Source organism: Cryobacterium sp. N22 (assembly GCF_002929555.1).
GTDB lineage: Bacteria > Actinomycetota > Actinomycetes > Actinomycetales > Microbacteriaceae > Cryobacterium.
The window spans coordinates 39,769-51,972 of the sequence record NZ_PJJP01000015.1 but is presented as its reverse complement, the minus strand read 5'-3'; the positions used below and the strand labels follow the sequence as shown (position 1 = coordinate 51,972).

Sequence of the window (12,204 nt, the reverse complement as noted above, 5' to 3'; positions counted from 1 at the left end):
TCACGGGGTCTCGACAAGCTCGACCAACGAGTTCGGTGCGTTCCTGGGGACGGCTCACGGGGTCTCGACAAGCTCGACCAACGAGTTGGGTGCGTTCCTGGGGACGGCTCACGGGGTCTCGACAAGCTCGACCAACGGGCTGGGTGCGTTCCTGAAACCAGCTCGCGGGGTCTACTCCGACAGGCTCAGCGGGGTCTCGACACGGTCGACCAGCGGGATGGGCGCCCCGGGCCGGCGACCTGCCCCCGCCGGCCGCTCGGCTAGAAGCCGAGGCGACCGAGCTGCTTCGGGTCGCGCTGCCATTCCTTGGCCACCTTCACCCGCAGCGAGAGGAACACCCGCTTGCCGACCAGGGGTTCGATCTGCTTGCGGGCGCGCATGCCCACGTCCTTGAGCCGGCTGCCCGACTTGCCGATGATGATGCCCTTCTGGCTGTCCCGCTCCACGAAGAGGTTGGCGTAGATTTCGACGAGTTCCTGGTCGTCACGCTCGATGATGTCGTCGATCGTCACGGCGATCGAGTGCGGCAGCTCGTCGGTGACACCCTCGAGCGCGGCCTCACGGATGTACTCCGAAATGCGCGATTCCAGGCTCTCGTCGGTGACGGCGTCCGCCGGGTACAGCGGCGAATCGCTGAGCGGCAGCAGGCGCAGCAGCTCGCTGCTGAGCACATCGAGCTGGATGCGGCTGGTCGCCGAGATCGGCACGATCGCCTCCCAGTCGCGCAGCTGCGAGACCGCGAGGAGCTGGTTGGCGACGCTGGTCTTGGAGGACATGTCGATCTTGGTGACGATGGCCACCTTCTTGGCGCGCGGGAAGTTGTCCAGCTGTTCGTTGATGAACTTGTCGCCGGGACCGATCGGTTCGTTGGCCGGGATGCACAGGCCGACGACGTCGACGCCGCTGAGCGTGGACTGCACAAGACTGTTCAACCGCTCGCCGAGCAGCGTGCGGGGCCGGTGGATTCCGGGGGTGTCGACCAGGATCAGCTGGCCGTTCTTCTGGTGCACGATGCCCCGGATGGCGCGACGGGTGGTCTGCGGCTTCGACGAGGTGATCGCGACCTTCTCCCCCACCAGGGCGTTCGTCAGGGTGGACTTGCCCACGTTGGGGCGTCCGACGAAGGAAACAAACCCCGCCCGGTAATCAGGTTCTTGTGTCATTGCCGTGTGCTCCTTCGGTGTCCGGCATTCCCAGGAATGCGGACTGTGCGTCTCTCAACGCCTTGTCTGGTTCAACCAGCACTGTGCTGATTCGTTTGCGTCGACCCTCGGTTCGCTCCGCGGTGAGGATCAACCCGCTGGTTCTGGCTTCGGAGCCGGCGACCGGCAACCTGCCCAGTGCCTTGGCCAACAGTCCGCCAACGGAGTCGACATCGTCATCGTCGAGATCGAGGTCGAAAAGTTCGCCGAGTTCGTCGACGGGCAGGCGGGCGCTCACCCGGAAGCGGCCGTGACCGAGGTCCTCGATCTCGACGACGTCCCGGTCGTACTCGTCGGAGATGTCCCCGACGAGTTCCTCGATCAGGTCCTCGAGGGTGACCAGGCCGGCGATGCCGCCGTACTCGTCGACGACCATGGCCAGGTGGTTGGATTCCAGTTGCATCTGGCGCAGCAGCGCGTCGGCCTTCTTGGACTCCGGTACGAACTGGGCGGTCTTGGCGAGTTCGCCCACCCGCAGCGTCTCGAGGTTGCGGGGGCGTTCGTAGACCAGCCGGGCCACGTCTCGCAGATACAGGATCCCGGTCACGTCGTCGACCTCACCGTCGACCACGGGGACCCGCGAGAAGCCCTTGCTGAGGAACAGGCCCATCGCCGCGCCGACGCTGGCGTCGGCGTCGATGGTGACCATGTCGGTGCGCGGGATCATGACCTCGCGCACGACGGTCTCACTGAATTCGAAGATGGAGTGGATCAGTTCGCGGTCGTCTTCCTCGATCACGTCGAGTTCGGTGGCCTCGTCGACCATGCTCAGCAGCTGGTCCTCGGAGGTGAACGTGGCCAGCCGGCTGCGGCCGGGGGTGACCCGGTTGCCGAGGGCGACGAGTGCGTTGGCGACCGGGCCGAGCAGCACCCTGAGGAAGTGCACGAGGACTGCCGTGAGCCTGAGCAGGCTCTGCGGATGCGCCCGCCCGACGCTGCGGGGGCTCGCCCCGACGAGGACGAAGGACACCGCCGTCATCAGCAGGGCCGACAACAGCAGGGCCAGCCAGATCGCGTCGATGGTCGTGGCGAACACCAGGGTCACCAGCACCGCGGCCGTCGTCTCCGCGATGATGCGCACGAAGTTGATGGCGTTCAGGTGCGCGCCGGTGTCGGCGGCGATCGCGCGCAGGGACCGCTTGGATCGCGCCGTCACAGCGAGCTCGGCGATATCCGCCCTGGATTGCGACATGATCGCCGCATCGACGGCGGCCATCAGCCCGCCGAACGCGACGAGCAGGATGGCGGCGGTCAGGAACCACCCGACGATCATCGGGGCCGGCGTCGTTCCTGCATGGCGAAGCCGATCAGGATGTCGCGCTGGATGCCGAACATTTCCTTCTCTTCGTCAGGCTCGGCGTGGTCGAAGCCGAGCAGGTGCAGCACGCCGTGCGCGGTGAGCAGGAGCAGTTCGTCGAGCGTGCTGTGGCCGGCGGTTTCGGCCTGGCCCTGGGCCACCTGTGGGCACAGCACGATGTCGCCGAGCAGCCCCGGCGGGGTCTGGGCGTCTTCGGTGCCGGGGCGCAGCTCGTCCATCGGGAAACTGAGCACGTCGGTGGGGCCGGGTTCGTCCATCCACTGCACGTGCAGCGCTTCCATGGCGCCCTCGTCCACGAGGACGATGGCCAGTTCGGCGTCGGCATGCACGTGCATGGTGTCCAACGCGAAGGCGGCGAGCCGCTGGATGGTGGCCTCGTCGACCGGGATGGCCGACTCATTGTTGATTTCGATGCTCAACTGGATCTCCGTTTCGGGGTGCGATCGCGCGGGTTCCCCTGATGCGGAGCGCGGGAGGCGAAGTCGCGGGCCTGTTCGCTTTCGTAGCGTTGGGCCTGCTTCTGCGCGTCGTATTCGGTGTAGGCGTCGACGATGCGGCCGACGAGGCTGTGGCGCACAACGTCGGCGCTGGTCAGGCGCACGAAGGCGATGTCGTCGATGCCGTCGAGAACCTTGGTGACCAGGCGGAGGCCGCTGGCTCCGGCGGGCAGGTCCACCTGGGTGATGTCGCCGGTGACCACCATCTGGGAGCCGAAGCCGAGGCGGGTGAGGAACATCTTCATCTGCTCCGGCGTGGTGTTCTGCGCCTCGTCGAGCACGATGAACGCCGAGTTGAGGGTGCGGCCGCGCATGTAGGCCAGCGGGGCCACCTCGATGGTGCCGGCCGCGAGGAGCTTGGGCACCAGCTCGGGGTCCATCATCTCGAACAGGGCGTCATAGAGCGGCCGCAGGTACGGGTCGATCTTGTCGGTCAGGGTGCCGGGCAAAAAGCCGAGCCGTTCGCCCGCTTCGACGGCCGGCCGGGTGAGGATGATCCGGTCGACCTCCTTGCGCTGCAGTGCCTGCACGGCCTTGGCCATGGCGAGGTAAGTCTTGCCGGTTCCGGCCGGTCCGATGCCGAACACGATCGCGTTCTCGTCGATCGCGTTGACGTAGTCGCTCTGTCCGAGGGTCTTGGGCCGCACCGTGAGGCCGCGCGAGGTGAGGATGGCCTGCCCGAGCACCGTGGACGGGCTGGAGCTCGAGTCGGCTCCGAGCATCCTGGCCGACGTGCTCACCTCGGCCTCGCCGAGGTCGGCGCCGGTGCGGAGCAGCAGCTGGAGCTCCTCGATCAGCCGGACCACAGCGTCGACGGAGACGGCAGGACCGGTCAGTGTGACCTCGTTGCCGCGCACGTGCACGACGACGTTGGGGTATTCCTTCTCGATGGTGCTGAGGAACCGGTCCTGCGGACCGAGCAGACGCACCATGGCGACGCCGTCCACCAGGAGCTTGCGCACCACGTCGAGCGTGCCGCCGTCGGGAGCTTCGGCGTCAGAGGGCAGCAAGCGTGCCCTCCTCAAGAGCGCCGCCGAGGACGTGCGCGTGCACGTGGAAGACGGTTTGGCCGGCTGAGGCTCCGGTGTTGAAGACCAGGCGGTACTCGCCGGCGCAGTGCTCGTCGGCCACCCGGCCGGCCACGGCGATCAGCTCGGCCAGGAGCACCGGGTCCCCCGCGGCCAGTTCACCCACGTTGCGGTACTGCTGCGACTTGGTGGTCACCACGACGTGCACGGGCGCCTGCGGGGCGATGTCATTGAACGCGATGATGCCATCGGTTTCCGCGACGATGGTCGCGGGAATTTCGCGCGCGGCAATGCGGCTGAAGATCGTGGGTTCTGCACCGGAGGAAGCCATGGTTCTATCTTAAGCGCTCCTACCAGCGACCGAGGGTTGCGTTCAGGATGGCGACCGCGGCGGGGCCGGCCGTCGAGGTGCGCAGCACGGTATCGCCCAGACGCACCCGGCTGGCGCCGGCCTGCTCCAGGATGTCCAGTTCGCTCGGGGCGATGCCACCCTCAGGCCCCACGACCAGCACGATGTCCCGGTCGTCGGTGGGCACCGCGATCGCGGTCAGCCTGAGCTCGGCGGTCGGCTCGAGCAACAGCATCCGGCTGGTCGCGGCGAGCAGGGCCAGCTGCTTGGTGCTGGTCAACGGAAGCACCTCCGGCAGCCACGGCCGGATGGACTGCTTGCTGGCCTCCCGCACGATGGCGGACCAGCGTGCCTGCCCCTTGGCGATCTTGACGCCCTCCCAGCGGGCCACCGACCGGGCGGCGGCCCACGGGATGACCCCGTCGACACCGAGTTCGGTGGCGGCCTGCACCGCGAGTTCGTCACGGTCACCCTTGGCCAGGGCCTGCACGAGCAGAATGCGCGGCACGGCCGGCGGCGTCCGGGTCACGCTGTCCACCCTGGCCGTGAGTTCGGCCGGCTCGGCCGACAGCACCGTGACGCCGAGCATCAGTCCGGCGCCGTTGCCCAGCAGCAGGGTCTCGCCGGGGCGCACCCGGCTCACGGTGACGGCGTGCTTGGCCTCCGCGCCGGTGACGCTCACCGTGGCCCCGACGACGGGGTCAGCGGCGGGCGTTCCGGCGGCGGAGGTGCCGAGGGTCTCTGACAGGAAGAAATGCGCCATCGAACGGGCTCCTAGCCGAGGAACCTGTCGCGGAGCTTCGCGAAGAGGCCCTGCTGGAACTGGCTGAGGGCGGGCGCCGGGACCTTGTGCCTGGCGGCGAAGGCCTCGATCAGTTCCCGCTCCTTGTGGTCGAGCTTGGTGGGGGTCAGCACCTGCACGCCGACCCGGAGGTCGCCGCGGCCGTTGCCGCGGAGCCTCGTGACACCACGGTCCTTGACCGTGAGGATCTCACCGGCCTGCACACCGGGGCGCAGTTCCACCTCGATGTCACCGTCGAGGGCCTTGACCGTGGCGGTCGCGCCGAGGATCGCGTCGGTCATCGGCACCTCGAGGGTGCAGAGCAGGTCGTCGCCGTCGCGGCTGAAGACGTCGTGGTGGCGCACCTTCATCTCCAGGTACAGGTCGCCGTTCGGGCCGCCGGCCGGGCCGGCCTCGCCGCTGCCGGGCATCTGCAGGCGCAGGCCCGTGTCGACGCCGGCGGGGATGTCGACCGGCACGGTGCGGCGGGCGCGCACGCGGCCCTGGCCCTGGCAGGTGACACACGGGGTGGCGATGATGGTGCCGTAGCCGCGGCAGGAGCCGCAGGGGCTGGAGGTCATCACGTTGCCGAGCAGCGAACGCACGGCACGCTGGATGCTGCCGGTGCCGTGGCAGATGTCGCAGGTGACCGGCGAGGTGCCGGGCTGGCAGCAGGTGCCCGAACAGGTGGCGCAGACGATCGCCGTGTCCACCTCGATGTCGCGGTGGGTGCCGAAAATGACCTCGTCCAGGTCGAGTTCGACGCGGATGAGGGCATCCTGGCCGCGCTCGCGCCGGGATCGGGGCCCACGGCTACCGCCTCCGCCACCGCCGAAGAAGGTCTCGAAGATGTCGCCGAAGTTGCCGGCGTCGAAGCCGCCGCCCTGGCTGGAGCGGCCGTCGCCGCCGCGGTCGTAGTTCTGGCGCTGCTTGGGGTCGCTGAGCACGTCGTACGCGTGGGTGACGGTCTTGAACCGTTCCGACGCCTCGGCCCCGGGGTTCACGTCGGGGTGCAGCTGGCGGGCGAGCTTGCGGTACGCCTTCTTGATTTCGTCGGTGCTGGCGTCGCGGGCGACGCCGAGTGCTTCGTAATGGTCAGCCAAAGCTGGCTCTCCTTGCGGTTGTGCGTGCGGTATTCGGGGTAGGAAATCGTGCTGGAAAGTGGTGGGCCGGCTAGTTCTCGCCGAGCAGGCGCGAGAGGTACCTGGCGACGGCGCGTACGGCCGCCATGTTGTTGGAGTAGTCCATCCGGGTCGGACCCAGGACGCCCAGTCGGGCCGCGTCACCGCGGGAGGTGTAACCGCTGGTGAGCACCGACGTCTCGCCGAGGCCGAACGGCGCGTTCTCACGCCCGATGCTCACCGAGACGCCGTGCTGGTCGGTGGCCATCTCGCCGAACAGGCGCAACAGCACCACCTGCTCCTCGATGGCCTCCAGCACCGGATAGATGCTGCCGCTGAAGTCGTCTTCGGTGCGCACCAGGTTGGCGGCGCCGGCCATGACCAGGCGGTCCTGCCGATTGGCGCCGACCTGGTCGCGCAGGGTGGAGGTGATCTGGTCGATCAGGTCCTGCACCTCCGGTGCGCCCAGACCGGTGGGGCCGGTCAGGGCGGTGGCGGCCGCACTCATGCTCAGACCGCCCACGACGGCGTTGAGCCTGGACCGAAGTTCCGCCAGCGCGGCCTCCTCGAGGGTGCGGGGCAGCTCGACGACGCGCTGTTCGACGCGCCCGGAGTCGGTGATCAGGACCGACAGCACCCGGGTCTCACTCAGCGGCACCAATTCAATGTGGCGCACGGTGGCGCGGGACAGCGAGGGGTATTGCACGAGGGCGACCTGGTGGGTGAGCTGGGACAGCAGTCGCACGCTGCGGGCGAGGACCTCGTCGAGGTCGGCCGACTGGCCGAGGAACGCCTCGATGGCCTGGCGCTGGGCGGCGGTGAGCGGACGGAGGTCGGCGAGGTGATCGACGAACAACCGATAGCCCTTGTCGGTGGGGATGCGGCCCGACGAGGTGTGCGGGGCGACGATGAGTTCTTCTTCTTCGAGAAGCGCCATGTCGTTGCGGATCGTCGCGGCCGAGACACCGAAGGCGTGCCTGTCGACGATGGATTTCGAGCCGACGGGTTCGCGGGACGCGACGTAGTCCTGGACGATCACCCGAAGCACCTCGAGACTGCGATCTGACACCATGATCATTCGCCTCCCTCGTACCCGGTGTGCCTGCTCTGCATTGGCACTCTCATTGTTTGACTGCTAATCATAACGCGGGCAGCGGGGATACCCATTGCTCCCGGACGATTTCGGGCAGTAGCGTTAAGCTCACCGAGCACCGCGCACCGTTCATCGAAGGGCATTCTCATGAGCTATCCCACCGGACAGGGACCATCATCCGGGCCGGCCGCCGGGGCGCCGCTGACCGCGGAACAGGACCGTCAGTGGGCCTCCCTGGCCCACCTGGGCGGAATCCTCTCGTTTCCGCCGGCACTGATCATCTGGCTGGTCTTCAAGGACCGCGGGACGTTCACCAACGAAGAAGGGAAGGAAGCCCTGAACTTCCAGATCACCCTTCTGATCGGCTACGTCGCCATCAACCTGGCCGCCACGATCCTCGGCCTGCTCACCTTCGGCCTCTTGTCGGTGATTTCTTCCCTGGGCTGGGTCCTGTGGCTGATCGGTTCGATCTTCTCGGTGCTCGGCTATCTCAGCGCTAAGGACGGCCGACCGTACCGCTACCCGTTCTCTCTCCGTCTGATCAGCTAGTTTGCACGGGGCCGGGAGACGCGACCGGCGGTACTCTGGTGACAGCAACACCCGTCACCACCCGGCCTGACCGCCGAGTCCACAAAGGAGATTCAATGTCAGAGGCAACGCCTCCCCCCGCCACCCCGTACCAGGCGCCGAGCCAGTTGAGCCCGGCCGACGAGAAGCTGTGGGCCACCCTGATCCACATCGGCGGCATCCTCTTCAGCTTCCTGCCCGCCCTGATCGGCTACATCGTGCTCAAGGACCGCGGTCCGTTCATCCGCGCGCACTCCGCCACCGCACTGAACTTCCAAATCACCCTCGCGATCGCCTACTTCGTCGGAGGCATCCTCACGATCATCGGCATCGGCTTCCTCATCCTGGCCGCAGCCGGGATCCTCAACATCGTCTTCTGCATCATCGCCGCCGTCGCCGCCAACAAGGGCGAGTGGTATTCCTACCCGCTGACGATCAAGTTCCTCAACTAGGCGTCCAGCCGGCCCGGCCGGGCCGGCTGATCAGTCGGTGAGAAGCCGGCGCACCACGGCGTCGGCGAGCAGCCGGCCGGTGAGGGTGAGTTCGATGTTGCCGCCGATGGCCGCCCTGGCGTCGATCAGCTGGTCGGCGATCAGGCCGGCCACCTCGCGGCGGCCGAGCGCTGAGAGAGTGGCGACCGGGATGCCCTCGCGGATCCTGGTCAGCAACAGCACCCGTTCGGTTTCGCGGGTGGCCTCGTCCAGGGTCTCCCGGCCGGCGGCCGGCGAGTGGCCGGCCAGGATCCGGTCGGCGTACGCGGCCGGATGCTTGACGTTCCACCAGCGCACGCCGCCGACGTGGCTGTGCGCGCCGGGGCCGATGCCCCACCAGTCGGCGCTGCGCCAGTACGACAGGTTGTGCCGGGACCGGTGCTCGGTGCCCCGCGACCAGTTGCTGACCTCGTACCAGCTGTAGCCGGCCGCGGCCAGGCGCGCATCCGCGAGCTCGTAGAAGTCGGCCTGCAGGTCTTCGTCGGGTTGCACAAGCTCGCCCCGGCGGATCTGCCTGGCCAGCTTGGTGCCGTCCTCGACGATGAGCGAGTAGGCGCTGATGTGGTCCGGCTGCTGGCCGATGGCCGCATCGAGGCTGGCCCGCCAGTCGTCGATGGTCTCCCCCGGTGTGCCGTAGATCAGGTCGAGGCTCACGTCCAAGCCCGCCTCGCGCGCCCAGGCCACCACGAGCGGCACCCGCTCGGGATCGTGCGTTCGCTCGAGGGTGGCCAACACGCGGGGCACCGCGGACTGCATGCCGAAGGACACCCGGGTGAAGCCGGCCTGCTTGAGCTGACGGAGATAGGCCAGGTCGACGGAGTCCGGGTTGGCCTCCGTGGTGATCTCGGCGCCCGGAACGATGCCGAAGGTGTCCCGCACGGCGTGCAGCATCCGCACCAGATGGTCTGCGGGCAGCAGCGTGGGGGTACCGCCGCCGAAGAAGACGGTGGCGGCAGGCCGGGCCGGAACACCGGACTCGGCCAGGATGCGGGCGGCGGACTCGACCTCGAGAACGGCCTGGCTGGCGTAGTCGCTCTGCTTCACGCCGCGCAGCTCCGTGGCGGTGTAGGTGTTGAAGTCGCAGTAGCCGCAGCGCACCTTGCAGAACGGCACGTGCAGGTAAACGCCGAAGTCGCGTTCTGCGGCGCCGTCCGCGGCCGACGCCGGGATCAGTCCGTCCAGAGGCGCAGGGTCACCCACGGGGTGCGGTCCGGCCATCAGCCCATTCCGACGGGGTGCAGGGCGAGCAGGTACTTGCGGGTGTAACGCTCCTGCTGGAAGCGCAGCACCGGCCAGGCCAACCGGTAGTACCAGGTGCTGGGGCGCGAGAACGAGCGGATGGTGAGCCAGACCGAGTCGTCGGGACGACGGTCGACGATGAAGCACTCCTCGCCGGTCTGCGGGTGGCCGCGCATGGTGCCGTAGGCGAAGCCGATCTTGTCGGCCTCGTCGATGACGTAGACGACGCGCACCGGTGCGGCGACGGTGAACGGGCCGGTGGGGATGGCCAGCTTGGCGGTCATGCCGTTACTGATGAACGCGGTGCCGTCCTCGGCGAAGGTGGCCTCGTTCACGGGGTGCTCCTGGTTGGGAGCCGGGGTGCCGTCCTCGGCGAAGACGATGCCGGTGTACTGCACGCCGGTTCCGGCGTCGAGGTCGGTGACGTCGATGCCGCTGCCACGCTGGACGCCCCAGGTCATCAGCGCCGTCGTGGCCACCCGGAACCGTTCCTCGCCGCTGCCCAGGCGCACCGTGCGCTCCAGCGGCCGGTGGCCCTTGGGCGGGTAGCGCATCAGGTCGGGGGCCAGGGTGCCGCCGATGGCGGCGTAGGTCACGGCGGCGTCGGTGAAGGTCGAGCGGCGCATGATCGTTACTTCTTTTCCTTCTTGGGCGGCTCGTCGCCGGACAGCGCGGCGATGAACGCCTCCTGCGGAACCTCGACCCTGCCGACCATCTTCATGCGTTTCTTGCCTTCCTTCTGCTTCTCCAGCAGCTTGCGCTTGCGGGAGATGTCGCCGCCGTAGCACTTGGCGAGCACGTCCTTGCGGATGGCGCTGATCGACTCGCGGGCGATGATGCGGGCGCCGATGGCGGCCTGGATCGGCACGTCGAACTGCTGGCGCGGGATGAGCTTGCGGAGCCGGCCGGTCATCAGCACGCCGTAGTCGTAGGCCTTGTCGCGGTGCACGATGGCGCTGAACGCGTCGACCTGCTCGCCCTGCAGCAGGATGTCGACCTTGACCAGGTCGGCCTCCTGCGAGCCGATGGGCTCGTAGTCCAGCGACGCGTAGCCGGCGGTCTTGCTCTTGAGCTGGTCGAAGAAGTCGAACACGATCTCGCCCAGCGGCATCGTGTAGCGGATCTCGACCCGGTCTTCACCGAGGTACTCCATGCCGAGCAGGGTGCCGCGGCGACCCTGGCAGAGTTCCATGATCACGCCCACGTAGTCCTTGGGCGCGAGGATCGCGGCCTTGACGATGGGTTCCTCGACGACGGCGATCTTGCCGTTGGGGAACTCGCTCGGGTTGGTGACCGTGACGGTCTTCTTGTCGTCGGTGGTGACCTCGTAGATCACGCTGGGCGCGGTGGTGATCAGGTCCAGGTTGAATTCCCGGTCGATGCGCTCGGTGATGATCTCCAGGTGCAGCAGGCCGAGGAAGCCGCAACGGAAGCCGAAGCCGAGGGCGACGGAGGTTTCCGGTTCGTAGACCAGCGACGCATCCGAGAGCTTGAGTTTGTCGAGCGCTTCGCGGAGCGCCGGGTAGTCGCTGCCGTCGATCGGGTACAGGCCGGAGAAGACCATCGGCTTGGGTTCGGTGTAGCCGGGCAACGCCAGGGTGGCGGGCTTCATGGCGGTGGTGACGGTGTCACCGACCTTGGACTGGCGCACGTCCTTCACGCCGGTGATCAGGTAGCCGACCTCGCCGACGCCCAGGCCCTTGCTGGGGGTGGGTTCCGGGCTGGTGACGCCGATCTCGAGGATGTCGTGGGTGGCGCGGGTCGACATCATCTGGATCTTCTCGCGCGGGCTGAGGTGCCCGTCGATCATGCGCACATAGGTGACGACGCCGCGATAGCTGTCGTAGACGGAGTCGAAGATCATGGCGCGAGCCGGCGCGTTCGCGTCGCCGACGGGGGCGGGGATCAGCGAGGTGGCCCGGTCGAGCAGCTCGGACACGCCGATGCCGGTCTTGCCGGAGACTCGCAGCACGTCGTCGGGGCTGCCGCCGATGAGGCTGGCGAGCTCCTTGGCGTACTTGTCGGGGTCGGCGGCCGGCAGGTCGATCTTATTGAGCACCGGGATGATGGTGAGGTCGTTCTCCAGGGCCAGGTACAGGTTGGCCAGCGTCTGCGCTTCGATGCCCTGGGCGGCGTCGACGAGCAGGATGGCGCCCTCGCAGGCGGCCAGGCTGCGGGAGACCTCGTAGGTGAAGTCGACGTGGCCGGGGGTGTCGATCATGTTCAGCGCGTAGGTCTGACCGTCCATCTCCCACGGCATCCGCACCGCCTGGCTCTTGATGGTGATGCCGCGTTCGCGTTCGATGTCCATCCGGTCCAGGTACTGGGCACGCATGGATCGGTCGTCGACGACGCCGGTGATCTGCAGCATCCGGTCGGCCAGCGTGGACTTGCCGTGGTCGATGTGCGCGATGATGCAGAAGTTACGGATGAACGCGGGGGCAGTGGCGGCCGGTTCCAGCGCCTTGAGAGCTCTCGGTGACATGATGGGCCCAATTCTCCCATGCCCCGCAGTGTC

At 67.9% G+C, this 12,204-nt stretch carries 13 protein-coding genes; 2 read left to right on the top strand and 11 right to left on the bottom strand.

Features of this window, described 5'->3' with window-relative positions:
* Positions 1 to 260: 260 nt before the first annotated feature.
* From era to hrcA, 8 genes are all read right to left on the bottom strand, one after another.
* Positions 261 to 1,163 carry a GTPase Era gene (era, locus tag CXY76_RS01105; protein WP_104162431.1) on the bottom strand — a complete coding sequence of 301 codons (903 nt, stop codon included), beginning with the start codon at positions 1,161 to 1,163 and terminating at the stop codon, positions 261 to 263.
* Positions 1,147 to 2,475: a hemolysin family protein gene (locus tag CXY76_RS01100; protein ID WP_104162430.1), complete on the bottom strand. Its 1,329-nt coding sequence runs from the start codon at positions 2,473 to 2,475 to the stop codon at positions 1,147 to 1,149. Before CXY76_RS01100 ends, era begins: the two co-directional genes overlap by 17 nt.
* Positions 2,472 to 2,939 carry an rRNA maturation RNase YbeY gene (ybeY, locus tag CXY76_RS01095; protein ID WP_088456108.1) on the bottom strand — a complete coding sequence of 156 codons (468 nt, stop codon included), beginning with the start codon at positions 2,937 to 2,939 and terminating at the stop codon, positions 2,472 to 2,474. The genes CXY76_RS01100 and ybeY overlap by 4 nt, the downstream gene beginning before the upstream one ends.
* Positions 2,936 to 3,949: a PhoH family protein gene (locus CXY76_RS01090; RefSeq protein WP_104162436.1), complete on the bottom strand. Its 1,014-nt coding sequence runs from the start codon at positions 3,947 to 3,949 to the stop codon at positions 2,936 to 2,938. The genes ybeY and CXY76_RS01090 overlap by 4 nt, the downstream gene beginning before the upstream one ends.
* A gap of 64 nt (positions 3,950 to 4,013) precedes the next feature.
* A complete protein-coding gene (locus CXY76_RS01085) occupies positions 4,014 to 4,376 on the bottom strand; it encodes an HIT domain-containing protein (RefSeq protein WP_104162429.1) in 363 nt (120 codons plus the stop codon).
* Positions 4,377 to 4,395: 19 nt separating this feature from the next.
* A complete protein-coding gene (locus CXY76_RS01080) occupies positions 4,396 to 5,157 on the bottom strand; it encodes a 16S rRNA (uracil(1498)-N(3))-methyltransferase (RefSeq protein ID WP_104162428.1) in 762 nt (253 codons plus the stop codon).
* A gap of 11 nt (positions 5,158 to 5,168) precedes the next feature.
* Positions 5,169 to 6,278 carry a molecular chaperone DnaJ gene (gene dnaJ / locus CXY76_RS01075; protein ID WP_104162427.1) on the bottom strand — a complete coding sequence of 370 codons (1,110 nt, stop codon included), beginning with the start codon at positions 6,276 to 6,278 and terminating at the stop codon, positions 5,169 to 5,171.
* Positions 6,279 to 6,348: 70 nt separating this feature from the next.
* Complete coding sequence (hrcA, locus tag CXY76_RS01070; protein WP_104162435.1) at positions 6,349 to 7,368, bottom strand: heat-inducible transcriptional repressor HrcA; 1,020 nt, start codon at positions 7,366 to 7,368, stop codon at positions 6,349 to 6,351.
* A 168-nt stretch (positions 7,369 to 7,536) separates the two neighbouring features.
* On the opposite strand from hrcA, the gene CXY76_RS01065 reads away from it, so the two are divergent.
* Positions 7,537 to 7,938, top strand: a complete 402-nt coding sequence (locus CXY76_RS01065) for a DUF4870 domain-containing protein (protein ID WP_104162426.1) — start codon at positions 7,537 to 7,539, stop codon at positions 7,936 to 7,938.
* Positions 7,939 to 8,033: 95 nt separating this feature from the next.
* Complete coding sequence (locus CXY76_RS01060) at positions 8,034 to 8,408, top strand: DUF4870 domain-containing protein (RefSeq protein WP_104162425.1); 375 nt, start codon at positions 8,034 to 8,036, stop codon at positions 8,406 to 8,408.
* A 30-nt stretch (positions 8,409 to 8,438) separates the two neighbouring features.
* Here the strand turns inward: CXY76_RS01060 and hemW are convergent, their stop codons facing one another.
* The 3 genes from hemW to lepA are packed head-to-tail and all read right to left on the bottom strand — an operon-like array spanning position 8,439 to position 12,171.
* Entirely contained in the window at positions 8,439 to 9,665 is a 1,227-nt protein-coding gene (gene hemW / locus CXY76_RS01055) for a radical SAM family heme chaperone HemW (protein WP_104162424.1), read from the bottom strand.
* Positions 9,665 to 10,312, bottom strand: a complete 648-nt coding sequence (locus tag CXY76_RS01050; RefSeq protein WP_104162423.1) for a DUF1990 family protein — start codon at positions 10,310 to 10,312, stop codon at positions 9,665 to 9,667. The genes hemW and CXY76_RS01050 overlap by 1 nt, the downstream gene beginning before the upstream one ends.
* 5 nt (positions 10,313 to 10,317) lie before the next feature.
* Complete coding sequence (gene lepA, locus CXY76_RS01045) at positions 10,318 to 12,171, bottom strand: translation elongation factor 4 (RefSeq protein WP_104162422.1); 1,854 nt, start codon at positions 12,169 to 12,171, stop codon at positions 10,318 to 10,320.
* Between the last annotated feature and the right edge of the window lie 33 nt (positions 12,172 to 12,204).

Coding starts and splice junctions, on each gene's coding strand:
- CXY76_RS01080 (WP_104162428.1), bottom strand. CDS start 5,157: ATGGCGCATTTCTTCCTGTCAGAGACCCTCGGCACCTCCGCCGCCGGA.
- hrcA (WP_104162435.1), bottom strand. CDS start 7,368: ATGGTGTCAGATCGCAGTCTCGAGGTGCTTCGGGTGATCGTCCAGGAC.
- hemW (WP_104162424.1), bottom strand. CDS start 9,665: ATGGCCGGACCGCACCCCGTGGGTGACCCTGCGCCTCTGGACGGACTG.
- CXY76_RS01085 (WP_104162429.1), bottom strand. CDS start 4,376: ATGGCTTCCTCCGGTGCAGAACCCACGATCTTCAGCCGCATTGCCGCG.
- CXY76_RS01060 (WP_104162425.1), top strand. CDS start 8,034: ATGTCAGAGGCAACGCCTCCCCCCGCCACCCCGTACCAGGCGCCGAGC.
- lepA (WP_104162422.1), bottom strand. CDS start 12,171: ATGTCACCGAGAGCTCTCAAGGCGCTGGAACCGGCCGCCACTGCCCCC.
- CXY76_RS01050 (WP_104162423.1), bottom strand. CDS start 10,312: ATGCGCCGCTCGACCTTCACCGACGCCGCCGTGACCTACGCCGCCATC.
- CXY76_RS01090 (WP_104162436.1), bottom strand. CDS start 3,949: ATGGTGCGTCTGCTCGGTCCGCAGGACCGGTTCCTCAGCACCATCGAG.
- CXY76_RS01100 (WP_104162430.1), bottom strand. CDS start 2,475: ATGATCGTCGGGTGGTTCCTGACCGCCGCCATCCTGCTCGTCGCGTTC.
- CXY76_RS01065 (WP_104162426.1), top strand. CDS start 7,537: ATGAGCTATCCCACCGGACAGGGACCATCATCCGGGCCGGCCGCCGGG.
- era (WP_104162431.1), bottom strand. CDS start 1,163: ATGACACAAGAACCTGATTACCGGGCGGGGTTTGTTTCCTTCGTCGGA.